The following is a 21,841-nucleotide window of genomic DNA, read 5'->3' on the forward strand; positions in this document are numbered from 1 at the left end:
ATGGATTCCAGTGACAAACACTGGAATGACGGGAGTTTGCACTTTCGACCGTTTCCGCCTGTGGGACAGTCCTCATCAGAACAAGCATTTTATTTCCGCCATTCCAGTGTTTGTCACTGGAATCCATGCCTCGCCTTCTCCATTGCCTCAGCGATGCAAATAGCGAAAGTCCGCCAGTCCTCTCACTCCGACTCCAGAACCGCGACCGGGAACTCCCTCCAGAGGTCGGAGAGAACCACCTCCCCTGCCCCGGCAATCTCTCCAGTCAGGGTCCTGAAACGTCCCGGTAGGTAGAGCTTCGTCCGGCTGAAAGCATCGCCGATCCAAGACGGATGCTCCGGCTCGCAAAGCCGCAGCACCAGGCGCGGCACGGCGACGAGGATGCGCTGATTGCCAAGGGCACGAGAGTAGGCGACGGCATGCGCCGCCCTGTCTCCGGTGATTTCAAGCGGCGCATAATCGCCGCGGTCGAAGAGGTCGGCATGGCTCCGCCGCAAATACAGCAATCGATCGAGCAGCCATAGTTTCGGCAGCCCTTCCCGCCAGCGCTGCATCGCCTCGGCCGTGGTCGCCTGCCTGACGCCCACCAACAGCCTGCGCCGGAGATCGAAATCCACCGGGCGGCGGTTGTCGGGATCGACCATGCTGAAATCGAGGAGCTCGCAGCCCTGATAGATGTCGGGGACACCGGGAAGGGTAAGCTTCAGCGCGAGCTGCGCCAGGGAATTGACGACGCCGGCGGGCTCGATCGCGGCGATCGTCGAGCGGATATCGCGCAAGAGCTCCCGGTGCCTGGGCGCGAATAGGTTACAAACATGGTTTTCCACCGCCGTCTCATAGGGCTCGTCCCGGTCGGTCCAGCTCGTCCGGCGTTTCGCCTCGCGCAGGGCCTTGATCATGAACGCGACAAGCCGTTCGGCAAGAGCCTGCAATCCCTTTTCGTCCTCAAGCGACAGATCCGCCGGCCAGGCGCCGGCGAGCGCCTGGTAGAACAGCCATTCCGCATCGGCATCGGACACATCTCCCGTCGCATCGTGCCAGCGGAAGACGGCATCAGCCCATTCCCGCGGCATCTCGCTTAGAACCGCGAGCCTGGCGCGGGCATCCTCGCCGCGCTTGGTGTCATGGGTTGCCGTGGCCGACAGGGCTCGCGGCCAGCTTTCCGCCCGCCGTTTCATCGCGGCGTGGAAGGCAGCCGGTTCGAGCCCGAAGGCGTCCGGCTCCGCGCCGACCTCGTTCAACGCGATCAGCCTGTTATAGCGGTAGAAGACGGTATCCTCGACCGCCTTGGCCATCAGCGGCCCGGTCGTCTGCTGAAAGCGAGAGATAAAGGCGGCGCGGGGCGCGGAGCCTTTGGAGGGTTCCAGCAGCAGCGAGAGGATGAAGGCGACGACGCTGTCGTCCTCGACCTCGCGCCCCTGCTTCACACGGTTGGCGGCCTCGACCAGCAGGGCACGGTCTTCATCGGAGGGGCCATCGACATCGATATAGGTGCGATAGACCGGCAGGGCGGCGGCGAGTTCGACAAGAGTGGCGCGCAACGCATCGCAACCGAAATCGCGCGTGGCGATATGCTCCATCGCTACCCCATGCGCGAGCCGGACCAGTGCCGCGAGCTCGCCGGCAAGGTTCACCGTCAGGATGCGGCGCTTGGCGTCGAGCACCTGGCGGGCGAAATCCGGATCATCACCGGTGAAGCGGCTCCAAGCTTCCGTCATCGCCTGGCGGTGGCGAGGATCGATCTGCAGCCCCGTGATCAGGCTCGCCACCTCGTAGCCGGTGGTGCCGGTACAGCGCCAATCGGAACGCAGATCCTCATTCGGCCCGAGAATCTTTTCGATCCAGATTTGATCGAGGCCCGAGACCTGATGGAGTTGCGCCAGATAGGCCTTGGGATCGGCAAGGCCGTCGATATGATCAATGCGCAGCCCATCGGCGACGCCATCGCGGACGAGTTGCAGCGGCAGCTCATGGACATCGGCGAATACATTGGCGTCTTCCACCCTGACGCCGACCAGATCGGAAATCTCGAAAAAGCGGCGATAGGTCAGCGCCTCGCGCGCCAGCCGCCAATAGGCGAGCCGCCAGACCTGCGCCTCGTGGATAAGGTGCAGGAGTTCCCTGTCCGCATTCACCCGGGCAAGCGCTTTCGGCGAAATGCCTTCCTTGCCGGGAATGAGCGTAACCGAATAGGGCGCAAGCGGCAGCGAGAGGTCGTAATAGCAGAAGACAAGCTCGTGCGTTCGTTCATCGAGCCTGAGTTCGAGCTGCCGTTTCGCCAACACGTCGCCATAGGGCTCCCCCAGCACCGGGAGAAGCAGTTTCGGCGCCTGCCAATCGATATCGAAATGATGCGCGTAACGGCTCTCGCGGCCATATTTCAGCACGTCCCGCCACCAGGGATTGGCGGTGGAGACCGCCATGTGATTGGGTACGATATCGAGGATCAGGCCCAGCCCGTGCTCCTTCAGCGTACCGGCGAGTACGGCGAAACCCTCCTCGCCGCCGAGTGTGGGGTCCAGTTGCTGATGGTCGGTCACGTCATAGCCGTGGGTGGAGCCGGGAGCGGCGGTGAAGACCGGCGAGGCGTAGAGATGGCTGATCCCGAGATCGGCGAGATAGGGCACAATCTGCGCCGCGCGCTCGAAATTCATGCCTTCGCGGAATTGCAGCCGGTAACTGGCGCGCGGGATCGTCATGAACGCGGCCTTTCCCCCGAAATCGCCTCGGCAATCGCGCAAAAAAAGGCCGAATTTTCCAGTTTTTCGATCGGAACAGGCAGTTTGCGTCGCCAGTTCGGGTGTTCATCGACGGTGCCGGGGATATTGGGCTGCTCCGTCAGGCCGAGCAGATCCTCCATCTGCGCGGCAAAGAGGCAGGAGCGCGCGCTTGCCACCAGCCGATGGATGCCGGCGGCGGCCGCTTCGTTGAATTCAACGCCCACATCGGTCGGACCGAGATCGTGAAGCGCGGCGATCGCCTGGCGTTTTTCCTTCTTCCGCCGCTGACGTTCCTTTCGCGCAACGGTCCTGTCGAACAGGCCGATCTCCTCGCGCAGATCGATGTCGCTGCCGGTCCACCAGCCGGCAAGCGTGGTCGTGTCGTGGCTGCCGACGCAGGCAAGCACAGCGCGCGGCCATTTGGAAGGCGGGAGGAAGCCCTTTTTGTCGCGCTCGAAATAGAAGATGCGATAGCCGAGCAGGTTCGCTTCGCGCATCACGTCGCGAAAGCCCTCCGGCACCACACCCAGATCTTCGCCGATGATCAGGGCTTTCGATTTCTGCGAGACTTCCGCAAGCACCCGCACCATATCAACCATGGGATAGAGCACATAAGCCCCCTCGCTTGCGGAAAAACCCGCCGGAATCCAGAAAAGCCGATAAAGGCTCATGGCGTGATCGATACGCAGCGCACCGGCATGGCGCAGGATCGCCTCATGGGCCTCCCGCATCGGCCGAAACTCCCGCTTCGTGATTTCAGTGGGAGAGATTGGCGCAAGGCCCCAGCGCTGCCCGTCGGGATTGAACATATCGGGTGGCGCGCCGATCTCGGCGCCGACGATGGTGAGCGTGCGGTCGCCCCAGGTGGCCGCGCCGTCGGAGGCGGTGCCGACGGCCAGGTCGAGATAAAGGCCTATGCGCATACCGGCATTTGTGAGCCGCTGCGCCACCATGCCAAGCTGCCGGTCGGCAAGCCATTGCAGCCAGACCAGGAATTCGATTTCCTCCGCATGCTCGCGCGCGAATTGCGAGACGGCGGGGTTCTTGGGATCGCGGACTGCTTCGGGCCAGGAAAGCCAGCCGGAACCGAAACCACGGTCCGCCATGTGGAGACTGATCGCCTCGAACAGCGCATAGCGCCAAAGCGCCTCGCCGCCGCGCGCTTTGAAGGAAGCGTCGGCCGCGCCATGCGTCCTCCGGTGGATGCGGCGCAGAACCTCAAGCTTGTGACGGGCCACGGATGCGTAATCGACCAGATCGCCGTCGCGCAGAGCCGACAATGCGGCGGCATCGAGATCCAAAGCGGGGTCGAAACCATCTACCTTATCGACGGCGATATAGAGCGGGTTGAGGAAATTGCGATCGCTGGGGGAGAAGGGGCTTGCCCTTTGCGGCTCGGCTGGAAACAGCGCGTGCAGCGGGTTCACGCCCAGAAAATCCGCGCCCCATCGCGCCGCGATTTCTCCGAGCCGGGCCAGATCCTCAAAATCGCCGATGCCCCAGTTCCGGTGCGAGCGCAGCCCGTAGAGCTGGCAGGTGACGCCCCATGCCCTGCCCTTCTCCAGAAAATCCGGCAGATAGCAGGTTGCTCCCGGCGGCGCCTCGGGCGGTGGCGGCCAAGGCTTTGATAGTGCATTGCCCGCCTCATCCGCGGCTGCGCCAAGGGCATCGAGGATCGCTCTCACCGCCTCGCCGGGAGCCTGCGAAACCGTGCCGTCCAAGGCCTGGTAAGAGCACAGGATGCCATTGGCGGCGGCGAGCCGATCGAGATCAGCCGTCATTCGCGGCCTCCGCCAGCAGAAATGCGACGCTTGCCGGCGGGGCTCTGCCCTGCGTCAGCGCGGCAAGCAGACCATCGCGGCTTTCGTAAATCGCATCGAAACCGGTGAAATCCTTCTCAATCGCCACATTCGCCGTGCCGAAATTCACAACCATGCAGAGCATGCGGCTCGCCATATGCCAGCGCACGCAAAGCGCATCGTCATCGAGACGCTCGGCCTGCCCCTGCATGGATTTCATGGCATGGAGGTACGGAACGAGATGGGTGCGGCGCAGTTCCAGCAGGCGACGGAAGAGATCGAGCCGCCGCCGACCCGGCCCCGTCTCCATGCGGTGCCAGCCGAGCATCGATGCCTCGAAAGTCGAAAGCGCATTGGGATCGGGGATTTCCTCCGCCTTTTCGTCGCTGAAATGACCGAAATCGGCGAACTCGCGCCTGCGGCCTTCCCGCACCGCCTTCGCCAGAGACCCATGGAAACCGGTGAAGAACAGGAACGGGTTGGTCTCGCCATATTCCTCGCCCATGAAGACGAGCGGTATCTGCGGATTGAGGAGCAGGACGGCTGTCAAAAGCTCCACCGTCTCCTCATCGGCCAGCACCGTCAGCCGTTCGCCGAAGGCGCGGTTGCCGATCTGGTCGTGGTTCTGCAGGAAATCGACAAAGGCCGTCGGCGGCTGGCCGGCGCTGGGCTCGCCGCGCGGCTTGCCTTGCCTCGGGGCATAAGGTTCACCCTGATAGCAGAAGCCCTCGGCGAGCGCCCGCGCCAGATGGCCTGCTGGATTGTCGGCAAAGCCCGCGTAATAGCCGGCATCCTCGCCGGTCGCGAGACAATGCGCGGCGTGGTGGAAATCGTCGTTCCACTCTGCGGTGAAGAGGATGCGGCGGTTCTCCGCATCGCAGGGATGGAGCGCAACGATGTTGCGCTCGTCTTCCGTGGTGAGATGGATGTGGCGGCCGGCGAAGCGTTCGCGGATGCCGCGCGCCATATCCTCGAGGATCGGCGTTTCGATCTGGTCGATGGCATCGAAACGCAGACCGTCGAAGCGGAATTCCTCCAGCCAGTAGACCGGGTTGTCGAGAATGAAGGCACGCACCGCCGGCTCCTCGAAGCGGATGGCCGGCCCCCACGGCGTGTGGCGATCCGGATCGAAGAAATCGGGCGCATAGGTGTGGAGATAGTTCCCGTCCGGGCCAAAATGATTATAGACGACGTCCAGGATCATCATCAGCCCGCGCTCATGCGCGGCATCGACGAGCCGTTTCAGCCCCTTGACGCCGCCATAGGCGGAATGCGGACAATAGGGCAGCACGCCGTCATAACCCCAGCCGCGATTGCCTGAGAATTGCGCGACAGGCATCAGCTCGATCGCGGTGAAGCCTGTCTCGGCCAGATGATCGAGCTTGCGGCGGATGCCGTCGAATGTGCCTTCGCTCGAAAAGGTGCCGGGGTGGAGCTCGTAGATTATCGCTTCGTCCCAGGGGCGGCCCGTCCAGTCCCTCACCTTCCAGTCGAAGGCCGGAGAGGTCAGAAGGCTCGGGCCATGCACGTCCGAGGCCTGCGCCCGGGAGGCGGGATCGGGCACTGTCATGCCGTCGGGGAGGACGAACTGGTAGGCCGCACCCTCCTCGAGATCGCCGGCCCGGAACTCGAACCAGCCTTCTGCGAGCGGCTGCATCTCATGTTCTTCTCCATCCAGCCGCAGCCGCAGATGCTCCACCGCCGGAGCCCAGAGACGGAAGACGGCGGAGCCGTCCTCCTGAAGAGATGCGCCCCAGCGGGGTGGCGGCCCTCCGCGTCTCATTTTATGTTGCCTTCGAGCACGATCAGCGAGCGATCCGCCACTTGCAATCTGTGCGGCGCACGCACCACTTCCCAAAGCGGCCATTGTCCGGTGTCGGTGCGCATCACGGTCTTCCAGCCGGGCACGCCGAGCTCGCGCGGGAGATGGAACTCCACCGGTCCGGGATGACCATTGATGAGGATGAGCATGCAGGCGCCGCGCTCGTCACAGTGCAGGAGCCCCAGCGCCTTCAACCAGGGGTCCAGCCAGTCCTCCTCGCCCATCTCCTCGCCGGTGGGGCGCAGCCAGGTGACGTCGCGGAAACTGTCGGCGATGCGCCGACCATGCAGGAAGCGCTTCAGCGTCAGCCGTGCCCGCGAACGGCGGAAGACGATCAACCGGCGCACAAATTGGAGAAAAACCTCCTCCTCGGGATCGTTCGCCTCCCAGGGAAACCAGTTGATCTCGTTGTCCTGGCAATAGGCATTGTTATTGCCGTGCTGGGTACGGCCGATCTCGTCGCCCATCAGAAGCATGGGCGTGCCCTGCGAAAGCAGGATGGTGGCAAGCGCGTTGCGCCGCATCCTGGCCCTGAGCGCCTTGATCTCGGGATCGTCCGTCGGCCCTTCGACGCCACAGTTCCAGCTGCGGTTGTCGGCATGGCCGTCGCGATTGTCCTCCTGGTTCGCCTCGTTATGACGCTCATTGTAGGAATAGAGATCGGCAAGGGTGAAGCCGTCATGAGCGGTGATGAGGTTGACGCTCGCCCAAGGCTTGCGACCGCGCCGGTCGAAGAGGCTTGCCGAACCAAGCAGTCCGCTCGCCAGATCGCGCGCCGCGTGCTCGTCGCCGCGCCAGAAGGAGCGCACCCAATCGCGGTTCGCGCCGTTCCACTCCGCCCAGCCGGGCGGAAAACTGCCGAGCTGATAGCCGTCCGGCCCGAGATCCCATGGCTCGGCGATCAGCTTGACCCGCGACAATACCGGGTCCTGACGCACCGTATCGAAAAACACCGATGACGGCTCGAAATTATCGCGCTCGCGGCCGAGCGCGGTGGCGAGATCGAAGCGGAAGCCATCGACATGGCACTCCTCGACCCAGTAGCGCAGCGAATCCATCACCATTTGCAAGACGCGCGGATGCTTGAGGTTCAGCGTGTTGCCGCAACCGGTCGTATCGTAATAATAGCGCCGGTCATCGCCGAGGATGTAATAGCTGGCATTGTCGAGGCCCCGGAATGACAGCGTCGGCCCCATTTCGCTGCCTTCGGCGGTGTGGTTATAAACCACGTCGAGGATCACCTCGATGCCCGCCTCATGCAGCTTGCGCACCATGCGCTTGAACTCGTGAACGCCGCCGCCGGGCGAGATATAGCGTGGCGCCGGCGCGAAAAAGCCGATGGTGTTATAACCCCAGTAGTTCGTCAGGCGCTTTTCCACGAGATAGCGGTCGTCGAAAAAGGCCTGCACCGGCAGGAGCTCGATGGCGGTGACACCGAGCCTGACGAGATAGTCGATGACGCGGGGGTCGGCGAGACCGCCGAACGTGCCGCGCAACTGCTCAGGTATGCGGGAGTGCAGCGCCGTCATCCCCTTCACATGCGCCTCGTAGATGATTGTCTCGGTCCACGGCCGGCGCGGCCGCACATCGTCGCCCCAGGTGGCGGCGGTGTCGGTCACCACGCATTTCGGCATGACGAAGGCGGAGTCCCGCCGGTCCATCGAGAGGTCCTGGCGCGATGAGCCGACGCGATAGCCGAAGCAGGCGTCATGCCAGCGTAGATCGCCCTGCAGCATCTTGGCATAGGGGTCGATCAGGAGCTTGTTCGGGTTGAAGCGATGGCCATTAGCCGGATCATAAGGACCGTAGGCGCGCAGGCCGTATACCTGCCCCGGCCGCAAATCAGGAAAATAGCCGTGCCAGACCTCATGCGTATATTCCGGCAGGGCCATGCGCATGATCTCGCGCTTTCCCTTGGCGTCGAACAGGCAGAGCTCGATCTTTTCGGCGTGAGCCGAGAAGACAGCGACATTCACGCCCGAGCCGTCCCAGGTTGCACCAAGTGGATATGGCAGGCCAACATCTACGCGCATGGCACCTCCCCTTTGGTCACGTCTCGCAAACCAGAACAATGGCGCCCAGGGGCGGCAGCCTCAAAGTCGCCGAGGCGGGACGCCCGTGCCATGGTTCTTCGATCGCATCGACGGACCCGTTTGTGACGCCGGAGCCGCCATATTTGCGGTGGTCGCTGTTCACGATTTCCTGCCAGCGGCCGGCGAGCGGCAGGCCGACGCGGAAGTCCTCGCGCGCGACGGGGGTGAAATTGCAGGCGACGACGACGGGACGGGCGCCGCTTCCGCCCTTGCGCAGATAGATGAAGGTGCTGAGATCGGGATTGGAGGCGTCGATCCATTCGAAGCCCTCGCTCTCGCAATCGAACGCGTGAAGCGCCTTTTCGCTGCGATAGACCGCGTTGAGATCGCGGATGAGATCGCGGACACCGGCATGCATGGGGTCGTCCAGATGGTGCCAGTCGAGCCCCCAATCATGGTTCCATTCACGCTCCTGGCCAAACTCGCCGCCCATGAACAAGAGCTTCTTGCCGGGATGCGTCCACATGAAGGTGAAATAGGCGCGCAGGTTTGCGAATTTCTGCCAGCGATCGCCTGGCATGCGGCCGATCAGCGAGCCTTTGCCGTGCACCGCCTCGTCATGGCTGAGCGGCAGGATGAAGTTTTCCGTGAAGGCATAGAGCAGGCCGAAGGTCATCTGGTCGTGATGATAGCGGCGATGGACCGGATCGCGGCTCATATAATCGAGCGTGTCATGCATCCAGCCCATGTTCCACTTGAAGCCGAAGCCCAGCCCGCCGGCATAGACGGGGCGCGACACGCCGTTGAAGGCGGTCGATTCCTCGGCGATCGAGGTCGCGCCGGGATAATCGGCAAACAGGGTGATGTTCGTCTCGCGCAGGAAAGCGATGGCTTCCAGGTTCTCGTTGCCACCGTGAATATTCGGGATCCAGTCGCCGGGCTCACGGCTGTAATCGAGATAGAGCATGGAGGCGACCGCATCGACGCGTAATGCGTCGACATGATACTGGTCGAGCCAGAAAAGCGCATTGGCGGTGAGGAAATTCGCCACCTCCCGACGGCCGAAATTATAGATCAGCGTGTTCCAGTCGCGGTGGAAGCCGAGCCTCGGGTCCTCATGCTCGTAAAGCGCGGTGCCGTCGAAACGGGCAAGGCCATGGGCGTCGCTCGGGAAATGAGCGGGAACCCAATCGATGATAACGCCGAGTCCTTCCCCGTGGCAGCGGTCGACGAAACGGGCAAAATCCTCCGGTGATCCGAAGCGGCTGGTCGGCGCATAGAGGCCGGTCGGCTGGTATCCCCACGAGCCGGAGAAAGGATGCTCACTGACCGGCATGCACTCGATATGGGTGAAGCCCAGATCCTTGACGTAAGGAATAAGCTGGTCGGCGAGTTCATCATAGGTGAGATAGCTGCCATCGTCATGCCGCCGCCAGGAGCCCAGATGCACCTCATAGACCGAGATCGGGGCCGTGCGGTCATTGGCGGCGGCGCGGCTTTCCATCCAGTTCCCGTCGTCCCAATCGATCCGGGGAAGACCGTGAACGACAGAGGCGGTCGCCGGCGGCACCTCGCTGCGAAAGCCGACAGGGTCGGCCTTGGTCGGCAGGACCTCGCCGTGCCGCCCGATGATCTCGTATTTATAGAACTGCCCCGACCGGACCTCCGGCAGGAATATCTCCCAGATGCCGACGCCGGAATGAAGCCGCATCGGATGCCGCCTGCCGTCCCAACCATTGAAATTGCCCACCACGCTGACCCGGCTGGCGTTGGGCGCCCAGACGGCGAAGCGGGTTCCCGATACACCGTCGCAATGCATCGGATGAGCGCCTAGCTTCTGGTAGAGACGGCGATGCCGGCCCTCGCCGATGAGATGCAGATCGAGTTCGCCGAAGGTGGGGGGAAAGCGGTAGGCGTCTTCTTCCTCCCAGACGTCTCCTTCGCGGGCGAAGCGCAGGCGATAACGCGGAACAGTGTTCCCATCCGCAATCAGGCCTTCGAAGAAGCCACGGGCGTGGCGGCGCAGCAGTTTGCCCAATGCCCGGCCGGTCTCGGGGTCGAACGCCTCGGCGGTTTCCGCCTCGGGATGCAGGACGCGCAGCACGATGCCGGCGGGACCCGCATGCGGTCCCAGCACGGCAAACGGATCGCTATGACGTCCGGCGACCAGAGCGCCGATCGCCTGCGGATCATCCAGCCGCCAGGGGGGCGCTTCGCCGGTGAGCGAGTTCATGCCGCCTCTCCTTCCAAAAGATCGAGAACGCCTTGCACCGGAATACCCACCCAGTCGGGGCGATTGGAAAGCTCGTAATTGATCTCGTAGAACGCCTTCTGCAGCAGGAAGAGTTCAAGCAGGCGCTGCCCTGCCTCAGGGCTCTCCGGCTGGTTGTCGGCGGCGGCTGTCACCGCGAGATAACCGTCGAGGAACTCGCTGCTCATGCGGGTGCGCCAGCTGCGGGCAAGCGCCGCGCTGTCGCGCGAATGATCTGGCAAGCGCCCGGTAACCTGCCGCACTGCCGTCCAGGCCGCGTAATCGAAGGAGCGCAGCATGCCCGCCACATCGCGCAATGGTAAGTTCTTGGCGCAGCGTTCGGTGAGCGTACGCCTGGGTTCGCCCTCGAAATCGATGATGAAGAGATCCTGTTCGGAAACCAGCACCTGACCCAGATGATAATCGCCATGGATGCGGGATTTCCTCCCCGAAGGCGGCATATTCGCCAATGTTTCCAGCCGCTCCTCAATGGTGGTGCGGCGCTCGGCCAATTGTCTCGCTAGGTCCTGCGATGTGGCCGAAAGCCGATCCCGCGCACGCTCCAGCGCCGCGTAGGCCGCAGTCACCTGCTCCCTTGTATCCTTGACCCAAGCCTCGATATCGGAGGGGGCAACAGGCTCACAGCGGAAGGCTTCCTTGTCCGTTGGGGTGGCAAAGGCGGCGTGCATCTCGCCCGTGCGCTCGCCGAGACGGCGGAGAAGATCGAGCGGATAGGTAAGGACCGGTGCTTCACCTTCATCCGGCAAAGCGGGAAAAAGGGGCTGGTGCCGCATGATGTCGTCCTCGACCTGCCGTTCGAGCGCGCGGAGAAAGGCGCTCCAGGCGTCCCCCTGGTTCTCGACAAAGGCCGAAACGCTGGCGAGCACCGTCTTCTCGCCGCCTGTTTCCTCGAATTCGACCATGCCGAGGAAGGCCGGCGTGTTCCCGAAGCCGGCATCCTCGGTCAGGAAGCGCGCCACCTCCACTTCCGGCTGATCGCCCGAGCGCAGACGGCGGAAAATCTTCAGCAGCGCCTGGCGCGCGAAGGCGACCGACACATTGCTCTGCTCGCCCGTCAGCGGGGACGGTGGTTCGGTGAATGCCATGGCCTTCAGCTTTTCATTGCCGTAGAACCTGAGAACCCCTCCGGCGACGGTTAGTTCCTGATTTTCCTGCATCCGGCGCATCAGCTCGGCGGCGAAGCGATCGTCATAGGAGCCGTCGATCAGTGCGCCTAACAGCGGACCGCGACGCGCGCGCGCCAAGGTGGCAGAGAGCTTCGGCGCGCCGAACTGCACGTTCTCCTCCCCCCAGAGCACCGTGAGCGGCAGGAGATAACGCTGCTCCCCCGATGCCGACATCCCGACATCGACCAGGGAAATCAGCCCCGCCTCGTCGCCAAGGGCGGCCAGTTCGCGGATGCTGGCCGAGCGCATTTCCTCGCCCTTGGCGCCGAACCAGCGCTGGCGCTGCATGAATTGCGGCAGTACGTCCTGTTCGAGCTGGCGGCGCTCCCTCCCCTCCAGCGCGCGCTGCAGGCGCCCGCCGATCAGCGTCAGGGTGATGAATTCGGGTAGCGGCTCGGGTACGTTGGTGTGCCAGGCAGGCGCCTGGGCCTCGCTCGCCAGCAGAAACCAGAAGGTGCCGTAACCCGAAAGGGTGAGCATATAGGGGAGATCGCCGATCGGCGGGAACGGCGACTGGCTGATCAGCTCGACGGGCACGCAGGTGCGGAAGCGCGACAGGTCGAGCTCCACCGCCTGGGCGGAACGCGAGAGGTTCACCACGCAGAGGATCGTCTCGTTGCCGTCGCTGCGCGTATAGGCGAGGATGCGCCGGTTGCTGGGATAAAGCATGGTGAAATCGCCGCGCCCGAAGGCATTGTGCTGCTTGCGCACTATGATCATGCGGCGGATCCAGTTGAGGAGCGACGAGGGATCGACCTCCTGCGCCTCGACATTGATCGTCTGATAGCCATAGACCGGGTCCATGATCGGCGGCAGGTAGAGCGCCTGCGGATTGGCGCGCGAGAAGCCGCCATTGCGGTCAGGCGACCATTGCATGGGCGTGCGCACGCCGTCGCGGTCGCCCAGATAGATGTTGTCGCCCATGCCGAGCTCGTCGCCATAATAGACCACCGGCGTGCCGGGCATGGAGAGGAGCAGCGCATTCATCAATTCGATCTTGCGCCGGTCGTTCTGCATCAATGGCGCGAGCCGGCGGCGGATGCCGAGATTGATGCGGGCGCGCATGTCCTCGGCATAGGTGCGCCAGAGATAGTCGCGCTCGCGGTCGGTGACCATTTCAAGCGTCAGCTCGTCATGATTGCGCAGAAAGATCGCCCATTGGCAGGGCTCGGGGATTTCCGGCGTCTGGCGCATGATATCGGAGATCGGGTGCCGGTCCTCCTGCGCGAGCGCCATGTAGATGCGCGGCATGAGGGGAAAGTGGAACGCCATGTGGCATTCGTCGCCCTCGCCGAAATAGGGCCGCGTGTCTTCCGGCCACTGGTTGGCCTCGGCGAGCAGCATGCGGTCGGGATATTTGTCATCCAGCGCGCGACGGATCTTCCTCAGGATCTCGTGCGTCTCGGGCAGGTTCTCATTGTTGGTGCCGTCGCGCTCGACCAGATAGGGAATGGCGTCGAGCCTGAGCCCGTCCACCCCCATGTCGAGCCAGTAATGCATGACCTTGACGACCTCTTCCAGCACCCGTGGATTGTCGAAATTGAGGTCCGGCTGGTGTGAATAGAAGCGATGCCAGAAGAACTGGCCCGCCACCGGATCCCAGGTCCAGTTCGATTTCTCGGTATCGATGAAGATGATGCGCGTTTCCTGATAGCGCTCGTCATCATCGTTCCAGACATAGTAATTGCGTGCCGCCGAGCCCTTCTTGGCGTGCCGCGCCCTCTGGAACCATGGATGCTGGTCGGAGGTGTGGTTGATGACGAGCTCGGTGATCACCTTGATGCCGCGCCGGTGCGCCTCGGTGACGAAGCGCCGGAAGTCGCGCATCGTGCCGTAGGACGGATTGATGGAGCGATAGTCGGAGATGTCGTATCCGTCGTCGCGCAATGGCGAGGGGTAGAAAGGCAGGAGCCAGATCGCGGTCACGCCCAGCCGCTCGATATAATCGAGCCGCTGCAGGAGGCCGTTGAAATCCCCGATGCCGTCGCCGCTGCCGTCCTGGAACGCCTTGATGTGCAGCTGATAGATGATGGCGTCCTTGTACCAGTCGGGCGGATTCGGGCCGGCGGGCGGTGCCGAGAGAAGCGTTTCGGAGACGCCGGGGTCGGTGGCCGTCTCGGGCGGCCTTTCCAGAGTGGTCATCGCCGGCCTCCCGGCGCCTTGAGCCGCCAGGCCATGTAAGGTCGCTGGTGTGGATCGAGATACATATGCTGGATCTTGCCGGTCCAGGCGAAGGGCTGGCCGGTGACCAGATCGTCGGCCTCAATGGTCGCGTCATCGGGCAGGCCGAACTCCCACAGGGGCACCTCGAAATGGGCGGCCTGCGGATGGTGCGGGTCCAGATTGGCGGCAAAGAGCAGGAAATCGGAGAAATCGTCGGTGAATTTGCCGTAATAAAGGATGGAATCGTTCCAGGCATTGTAGAAATTCAGATTGATGAACTGCTGGAGCGCCGGATTTTCCTGCCGCAGACGATTGATGAAGGCGATATCGGACTTGATATTGCCCGGCCGATCCCAGTCCCAGGCGCGGATCTCGTATTTCTCGGAATTGAGATATTCCTCCTTGCCCGGCATGGCGGCGGCTTCACAGAGCTCGAAGCCGCTATAGACGCCGTAATTCGCACCCAGCGTCGCCGCCAGGAAGAGCCGCACCTGAAAGCCCGGCCGGCCGCTCGTCTGGAGGTAGCTTGGGTTGATGTCGGGCGTGTTGACGAAGAAGTTCGGCCGCATGGTGTAGCGGCACTCCTCGCGGGTGAGCTCGGTGAGGTACTCCGTCAGTTCCTGCTTGGTGTTGCGCCAAGTGAAATAGGAATAGGACTGGTTGAAGCCCACCTTGGCGAGCCGCTTCATCATCTTGGGCCGGGTGAAGGCCTCGGCGAGAAAGATAACGCCGGGATCGACCTGCCGCACCTCCTCAATCAGCCATTCCCAGAAGGGCAAGGGCTTGGTGTGGGGATTGTCGACGCGGAAGATGCGCACGCCGTGCTCCAGCCAGAAGAGCACGACATCGCGCAGCGCATACCAGAGGCCGGGGATAGCATCGCGGTAGAAATGGACATTGACAATGTCCTCATATTTCTTCGGCGGGTTCTCGGCGAATTTGATGGTTCCATCCGGCCGCCAGTCGAACCATTCGGGATGCTCCCTGATCCAGGGATGGTCCGGCGAGCACTGAATGGCGAAGTCGAGCGCGATCTCCAGCCCATGCTGGCGTGCCGCCTCCACCAGGCGGCGGAAGTCATCCAATGTGCCGAGTTCGGGGTGGATGGCGTCGTGTCCGCCCTCCTCAGAGCCGATCGCATAGGGACTGCCGGGATCATCCGGCCCGGGCGTCAGGCTATTGTTGCGGCCCTTGCGGTTGGTGCGGCCGATCGGGTGAATCGGCGGGAAATAGAGAACGTCGAAGCCGAGCCCCTCCACGTAAGGAAGCCTCGCTATCACATCATCGAATGTGCCGTGCCGGTCCGGGCTGCCGGATTGGGAGCGCGGCATCAGCTCGTACCAGGCGCTGAAGGCCGCCCGCTCACGGTCGACGAAGACCGGGAAAGCGGTTTCGGTCTCGCTCAGGTTCACCCGGACAGCGAAGCGCGCCATCAGCGCCGCCATGTCGTCGCTCATCAGGACGGCCAGCCTATCGCCTTCCGACGCGGATGATCTGACTTCTTCCAGAAGCGCCTCGAGCACCGACCAGCCACCCCCTTCCCTGCCTCCGTGCGCGGCCAGCGTCTGTTCGACCAGATGCTTGCCCTCTTCCAGCTCCAGAATGATCTTCTGTCCTGCCTCGTGCTTCTTGGCGACCTCCTCCCGCCAGGAGGCAAAGAGATCGCGCCAAGCGATGATGCTGAATTCGTGGTGGCCGGGCTCGGTGAAAACGATAGCCGCGCGCCAGCGGTCGTTTACCAGCCGTCGCATCGGCGTTTCGCGCCATTGCTGATCGCCACGGCGGCGGTGAAGAAGTGCTGCGGCGATGACGTCATGGCCGTCGCAGAAGATATCCGCCTCCACCCGGAACGGCATGCCGGCGACCGCCTTTGCGGCAAACCGTCCTCCATCGATCGCGGGTTCAACCGCCTCGATGGCGACACGGCTTGCGGCAAGCTTCTGCAGAAGCGGATGGCTCGGACGGTCCATCTTTGGCTTTACCTCTCCTCCACTGGGCATTCCCCGATGCGCCCCAACGCCCGGCAGCGGGCGCAAGTTCCCGAAACGCGGCCGCGATCGTTAAATCTTTCGATAATTTTCGTCCTGAAGGAATTGCACCCACGGGAACGTTGCCGGGCGCCGAACGTTTTGCGGCCATGTAAAGGCATGATCGCAGATGGAGGAAATCATGGCGGAGATCCGGCTCGAGCACGATATCTGGCTTTTGGTGGCGGATGGGGAAAAGGCGCTTTTCCTGCGCAACGAAGGGGATGCTGCGCATCCCAACCTGAAGGTGGTGCAGGAGGTTCATGACGAGAACCCGCCTACCCGCGAGCAGGGAACAGACACGCCGGGCCGGTATTACGATGGACAGGGCACGCACAAGAGCGGCTTCGAGGAAACGGACTGGCACCGGCTGGGGAAGGAGCGTTTCGCCGACGATCTCGCCGATTGGCTCTACAAGCTCGCTCATCGCGACCGGTTCCAGAAGATCGTCCTCGTCGCCCCGCCGTTGGTTCTCGGCACCCTTCGCAAGGAGTTGCACAAGGAGGTGAGCGCGCGGGTGGCGGGCGAAATACCGAAGACGCTCACCAACCATTCGGTCACGGATATCGAGCAGATACTGGCCGCATGATCAGCAAGACAGAAATTTCCAAACAAGCCGGGAATTTTAGTTCAACGTTCCATGCTTAATCCGTAGGCATTGTGCTAACAAAAAACGCAGCTCCTATCGTTCGCTTCGGGTTTCATGTCCACTGCCATTACGTTCATCCGACGGCTCGTCCCCGCGCTTGTCCCCGTCAGCCATGTCGAGCGCCTGCGCTCCTCACTGGGCGCGCTGGTCGGCATTCTCCTGACCGGAACGGTCAGCAAGCTGGCGCTCGGTTCCGAAGTGAACCTCCCCCTTCTGATCGCACCGATGGGCGCATCGGCGGTGCTGCTCTTCGCGGTGCCGACGAGCCCGCTCGCCCAGCCCTGGTCGATCCTCGGCGGCAATATCGTATCGGCGCTGATCGGCGTCACCTCGGCGCTGTTCATCCCCGATCCGGTGCTGGCGGCGGCGATCGCGGTGGCCCTATCGATCGGAACCATGCTCTTGCTCGGCTGCCTGCACCCGCCGAGCGGCGCTGTGGCGCTGACCGCCGTCCTGGGCGGCGCCTCCATCCATGAAGCGGGATACTGGTTCGCGCTGACGCCCGTCGGCATCAATTCGGCCCTGTTGCTTATGGTAGCGCTCGCCTTCAACAATCTGACCGGACGGCGCTACCCGCACCTGGCGCCGATGGCGGGCAATCCGCATCACACGGCGGACCCGCTGCCGAGCCAGCGGATCGGCATCGTGCCGGACGATCTGCAGGCCGTGCTCGCCCAATATGACGAGATCATCAATATCAGCCCCGACGAGTTGGACGCGCTGCTGCATCAGGCGCAGATCCGCGCCTATAATCGTCGCTCGGGTGAAATCACCTGCGGCGAGATCATGTCCAGGGATGTGCTGACGGTCACGCCCGGTACCTCGCTTCGCGATGCCTGGCGGATGCTGCTCGACCATCACATCAAGGCGCTGCCGGTGATCACGGAAGACGATGGGCTGGTCGGGATCGTCACGCAGACCGATTTCATGCGCAATTCAGTGCTCACGGAAGACGGGCGCCTCAATATCAGCTTCCGCGACCGGCTGCGCACCGCTTTCGGGCGGCCGCGCCGCTCACCGCGGAACGTTTCCGAGATCATGACGCGGCGCGTCCAGTCGGCCCTGCCGGAAACGATGATCGGCAAGCTGGTGCCGCCGATGGCGGATATGGGCCTGCATCACATGCCGGTGGTGGACGATGCCAATCGGGTGGTCGGCATCGTCACGCAATCCGATCTCATCGCCGCCCTCTTCCAGGGCAAGATCGCGGGCCTGCGCGGCGCGGCGGCTCAGGCAGCCGACGCAGCCTGAGCGGCACGCGGGTCGCGACGGGCGAGCCGCGCCAGCAGATAATCCACCTCGGCACGCGCCGTAGGACTCAGCGCCGCTCCCGGCTTGCGCTGCGCGTCGGAGGTGATGATCCCGCGCCGCAACAGCACATGCTTGCGCACGGCGAGGCCGACGCCAAGCTGCTGCTCATAGCGGATGAGCGGCAGATGGGCGTCGAAGAGATCATGCGCCTCGTCGCGCCTGCCAGCCTGATGGAGGCCGATCAGCTCGACCAGCATGTCGGGGAAGCCATAGCCGGTCATGGCGCCATCGGCGCCACGCTCCGGCTCGAAATCTAGGAACATGCCGCCATTGCCGCAGAGGATCGGGAAAGGCCGGAGTTCGCCCGCCTCCTGCATGGCGCGCAGCTTCGAGATCTTCTCAAGGCCCGGCCAATCTTCATGCTTGAGCATGACGCAGGAAGGCAGAGCCGCGACGATTCTGGCGATGACGGACGGGGACATGACAACCGACAGCGTCAGCGGATAATCCTGCAGCACGAAGGGCACGTCCGCGCCGACCGCTTCCACTGCCTGCGTGAAATAACCGACGATCTGCTCGTCGGTCCTGAGTGAAGGCGTCGGCGCGATCATCACGCCGGCCGCGCCCATCTCCATCGCATCGCGCGCCAGCGAGTGCATGGCGGCGAAGCCCGGCGCGGAGACGCCGACGACCACCGGCACCCTGGCTCGCTTGACCACCTGGCGGATGATGGTGCGCGATTCATCCGGCTCGAGCTTGGGCGCCTCGCCCATGATGCCGAGGATGGTGAGGCCGCTCGCCCCGCATTCCTGATAGAAATCCGTCAGCCGATCGACCGAGGGAAGATCGAGCGAACCGTCGGGAAGGAAGGGTGTCGTGGCAATGGAATAGACGCCCTTGGCGTCGTCCGCAAAACTCATTTCCCGTCCTTCCAGGCCTTGTAGCGGGCCTTCGTCTCGTCATTCATCGGATAAAGGCCCGGCAGCGGCACGCCGCGATCGACCTCGGTCATGATCCAGGCTTCCATCCGCTCCTGCTCGGGCGCTTCGGCGAGCACGGCATCGAGGAATTTGGCGGGAATGAGCACTGCCCCGTCCTCATCGACCACGACGATATCATCGGGGAAGACGGCGACGCCGCCGCAGGCGACCGGCTGCTGCCAGGCGACGAAGGTGAGGCCCGCGACGGAGGGAGGAGCGGCGACGCCGTTGCACCAGATCGGCAGTCCCGTGCCCAGCACGCCTTCGGCATCGCGCATCACGCCATCAGTGACGAGGGCCGCCACGCCGCGCTTCTTCATGCGCGAGCAGAGGATATCGCCGAAAATGCCGGCATCGAGCACGCCCATGGCGTCCGCCACTGCGACGCAGCCCTCCGGCATCGCCTCGATCGCCGCGCGGGTGGAGATGGGCGAGGCCCAGCTTTCCGGCGTGGCGAGATCCTCGCGGGCGGGCACGAAGCGCAAGGTGAAGGCCGGGCCGACCACCCTGCCCTGGCTCGGCTGCAGCGGCTTGGTGCCGCGCATCCAGACATTGCGCAGGCCCTTCTTCAGAAGCACCGTGGTCAGCGTAGCGGTGGAAACGCCTTTCAGCGTCTCCACGATTTTCGGATCGAGAGACATAGAAACTCCTTGATATCGGCGTGGCTGGTGCCCGCGCGGGGCGCATCATGCCCGCCGCGAACGAAAATGCAATCCTGTGCTGTAGCGCAACTTCAGGGGATCGAAAGAGTTTGGGCCTGATGACGCGGTTTTGAAAAAGGCGTGCCACGACGCCCAAGCATAGGGAGAAATAATGGCTTTCGAACAGCGCTCTTCATCACGCAGGGAAAGGTTCACATTCGGCGTTCCGCTGATCGCGCGGGAGGCGGCATGCGATTGGGGGCGCGTCAACGATCTCATTTCTCTAACGCTGCGCTCGGTGCTCGCCCAGGGCGACCGCGACTTCCGCCTTATCCTTGCCGGCCACGACCTGCCGCCGTGCTGGCACGAGCTCACACGGGGCGATCCGCGCTTCCATTTTCTGCAGGCCGATTGGCCAGTTGAGCGCCCGAGCGCCGCCAATGACGATGGCGGAAGCAAGAAGTGGCGGATCAAGGAGGCGGTCAGGCGGGAGGGCGGCGGCCTGCTGATGTATCTCGATGCCGATGATCTCGTCGGGCGAAACCTGGTGGAGACGGCGCGCCGGCTGATCGGCCCGGGCCAGGTCGGTGGGGTGATCGACAAAGGATTTGTAATCGATTTCACCTCCTTATGCGCCGCCAAACTGCCTGACTCCCGCATTTTCGACGGTGATTTCCATCATCTCTGCGGGTCGAGCACCATCGCGAGGATCGAGCCGGACAGCCTCGATGCGATGCGGCGCGACCCGCATCGGGAATTGGGCTCCCATCATGTCTGGCTTGAAACGGCGGCGGAGGCGGGCGTCGATATCGTCCGTCTACCGGTGCCGGTCGGCTATCTCGTCAATACCGACGAGAACCATTCGGAAAATCACGGACCCTATGCCGGATGGCGCCGCGACTTCAACAGGGCCGTGCGAACGTTCGGCCGGCCGATCGAGGACGATATCGCCACGCGTTTCGGGCTGAGCCGCGCGCTCCTGGAAGCCAAAGCCTTCGCCCGCGCCCTGTGAACCGCCGAAAGGGCAAACCTTCTACTCAGGAACAATGAGACCGTTCAGCGGTTTGGAGGCTGCTTGATGGCTTCGGCCGCTTTTTGAGCGCCACGGCCCTCGGCAGCGAGAGATTTTCACGCAAGTCCGATGGGAAAGCGGTTCCGGCTTTTCCTGGGAAAAGCACTTCGGTTTTTCCTCGACTTGCTCTGGAGGTGGAGCATGCAGGATACGAATTTGAGAGTGGGAATCGTCGGCGTCGGCAACTGCGCATCGTCGTTCGTGCAAGGGCTCAGCCACTATAGCGGGATCAATTCGCCCGAGCCGGTGCCCGGCCTGATGAGCACGGAACTCGGCGGCTACAAGGTCGACGACATCGTCATCTCCTCGGCCTTCGACGTCAGCGCGGCCAAGGTCGGCCGCGACGTCTCGGAGGCGATCTTCGCGCCGCCCAACAACACCATGCGCTTCGCCGACGTAGCCCCGACCGGCGTCAGGGTCGAACGCGGCAGGACGCTCGACGGCATCGGGCAATATGTCCGGCACCTGGTCGAGGAATCCGACGAGCCGGAGGCGGATGTGACGGAGGTGCTCAGCCGCAGCCGCACCGACATCCTCGTCTCCTACCTGCCGGTCGGCTCGGAGCGCGCCTCGCTCTGGTATGCCGAGCGGGCGCTGGAAGCCGGCTGCGCCTTCGTCAACTGCATTCCCGTCTTCATCGCCTCGCGTCCGGAATGGCGCAAGCGCTTCGAGGAACGCGGCCTGCCGCTGATCGGCGACGACATCAAGAGCCAGGTGGGGGCGACCATTGTCCACCGCGTGCTCACCAATCTCTTCCGGGAAAGGGGCATCAGGCTCGACCGCACCTATCAGTTGAATTTCGGCGGAAACACCGATTTCCAGAACATGCTGGAGCGGGAACGGCTGGAATCGAAGAAAATCTCCAAGACACAGTCCGTGACAAGCCAGCTTGGCGTGCCAATGCCGGCGGAGAATGTGCATGTCGGCCCGAGCGACCACGTGCCGTGGCTGACCGACCGCAAATGGGCCTATATCCGCATGGAGGGCACGGCCTTCGGCGGCGTCCCCATCAATGCCGAAGTGAAGCTCGAAGTTTGGGATTCGCCCAATTCGGCGGGCGTGGTGATCGATGCGGTGCGCTGCGCGAAACTGGCGCTCGATCGCGGCATCGGCGGCGCACTGGTTGGGCCGTCGAGCTATTTCATGAAGTCGCCACCCGAACAGTTCACGGATGCGGAAGCGCGGGCGCGGACCCTCGATTTCGTTTCCGGCAAAGGTGGCCAGCCGATCAGGGTCCGACAGTGAG

Annotated in this window: 13 protein-coding genes; 4 read left to right on the forward strand and 9 right to left on the reverse strand. The window is 63.4% G+C overall.

Annotated elements, in window-relative coordinates:
• Positions 1–182: 182 nt before the first annotated feature.
• From treY to ATN84_RS01445, 7 genes are read right to left on the reverse strand one after another with little or no spacing between them, the layout of a single operon-like run.
• The gene (gene treY / locus ATN84_RS01415; RefSeq protein WP_068879751.1) at positions 183–2,699 is read right to left on the reverse strand and encodes a malto-oligosyltrehalose synthase; all 2,517 of its coding nucleotides are present in this window, start codon (positions 2,697–2,699) and stop codon (positions 183–185) included.
• On the reverse strand, positions 2,696–4,501 hold the full coding sequence (gene malQ / locus ATN84_RS01420) for a 4-alpha-glucanotransferase (protein WP_068879752.1): 1,806 nt from the start codon (positions 4,499–4,501) through the stop codon (positions 2,696–2,698). Before malQ ends, treY begins: the two co-directional genes overlap by 4 nt.
• Positions 4,491–6,302 carry a malto-oligosyltrehalose trehalohydrolase gene (gene treZ / locus ATN84_RS01425; RefSeq protein ID WP_068879753.1) on the reverse strand — a complete coding sequence of 604 codons (1,812 nt, stop codon included), beginning with the start codon at positions 6,300–6,302 and terminating at the stop codon, positions 4,491–4,493. The genes malQ and treZ overlap by 11 nt, the downstream gene beginning before the upstream one ends.
• Positions 6,299–8,374, reverse strand: coding sequence for a glycogen debranching protein GlgX (gene glgX, locus ATN84_RS01430; protein WP_068879754.1), 2,076 nt, complete (start codon positions 8,372–8,374; stop codon positions 6,299–6,301). The genes treZ and glgX overlap by 4 nt, the downstream gene beginning before the upstream one ends.
• 16 nt (positions 8,375–8,390) lie before the next feature.
• A complete protein-coding gene (gene glgB / locus ATN84_RS01435) occupies positions 8,391–10,607 on the reverse strand; it encodes a 1,4-alpha-glucan branching protein GlgB (RefSeq protein ID WP_068879755.1) in 2,217 nt (738 codons plus the stop codon).
• Positions 10,604–13,954 carry a maltose alpha-D-glucosyltransferase gene (gene treS, locus ATN84_RS01440; protein ID WP_068879756.1) on the reverse strand — a complete coding sequence of 1,117 codons (3,351 nt, stop codon included), beginning with the start codon at positions 13,952–13,954 and terminating at the stop codon, positions 10,604–10,606. Before treS ends, glgB begins: the two co-directional genes overlap by 4 nt.
• The gene (locus tag ATN84_RS01445; RefSeq protein WP_068879757.1) at positions 13,951–15,945 is read right to left on the reverse strand and encodes an alpha-1,4-glucan--maltose-1-phosphate maltosyltransferase; all 1,995 of its coding nucleotides are present in this window, start codon (positions 15,943–15,945) and stop codon (positions 13,951–13,953) included. Before ATN84_RS01445 ends, treS begins: the two co-directional genes overlap by 4 nt.
• Positions 15,946–16,144: 199 nt before the next feature.
• Between ATN84_RS01445 and ATN84_RS01450 the strand changes: the two genes are divergently transcribed.
• Together ATN84_RS01450 and ATN84_RS01455 are read left to right on the forward strand one after the other, a co-directional pair.
• Positions 16,145–16,591, forward strand: a complete 447-nt coding sequence (locus tag ATN84_RS01450) for a baeRF12 domain-containing protein (protein WP_068880814.1) — start codon at positions 16,145–16,147, stop codon at positions 16,589–16,591.
• 114 nt (positions 16,592–16,705) lie between these two features.
• A complete protein-coding gene (locus ATN84_RS01455) occupies positions 16,706–17,902 on the forward strand; it encodes an HPP family protein (protein ID WP_068879758.1) in 1,197 nt (398 codons plus the stop codon).
• On the opposite strand, the gene ATN84_RS01460 is transcribed toward ATN84_RS01455, so the two are convergent.
• Both ATN84_RS01460 and ATN84_RS01465 read right to left on the reverse strand, forming a co-directional pair.
• On the reverse strand, positions 17,881–18,822 hold the full coding sequence (locus tag ATN84_RS01460) for a dihydrodipicolinate synthase family protein (RefSeq protein ID WP_068879759.1): 942 nt from the start codon (positions 18,820–18,822) through the stop codon (positions 17,881–17,883). The genes ATN84_RS01455 and ATN84_RS01460 overlap by 22 nt on opposite strands.
• Positions 18,819–19,523, reverse strand: a complete 705-nt coding sequence (locus tag ATN84_RS01465; RefSeq protein ID WP_068879760.1) for a ribonuclease activity regulator RraA — start codon at positions 19,521–19,523, stop codon at positions 18,819–18,821. The genes ATN84_RS01460 and ATN84_RS01465 overlap by 4 nt, the downstream gene beginning before the upstream one ends.
• Positions 19,524–19,695: 172 nt before the next feature.
• On the opposite strand from ATN84_RS01465, the gene ATN84_RS01470 reads away from it, so the two are divergent.
• Positions 19,696–20,535: a hypothetical protein gene (locus tag ATN84_RS01470; protein WP_068879761.1), complete on the forward strand. Its 840-nt coding sequence runs from the start codon at positions 19,696–19,698 to the stop codon at positions 20,533–20,535.
• Between the two features lie 201 nt (positions 20,536–20,736).
• The gene (locus ATN84_RS01475; protein ID WP_068879762.1) at positions 20,737–21,840 is read left to right on the forward strand and encodes an inositol-3-phosphate synthase; all 1,104 of its coding nucleotides are present in this window, start codon (positions 20,737–20,739) and stop codon (positions 21,838–21,840) included.
• Position 21,841: the final 1 nt, after the last annotated feature.

The sequence above is a fragment of the Paramesorhizobium deserti genome (assembly GCF_001558695.1).
Classification (GTDB): Bacteria; Pseudomonadota; Alphaproteobacteria; order Rhizobiales; family Rhizobiaceae; genus Paramesorhizobium; species Paramesorhizobium deserti.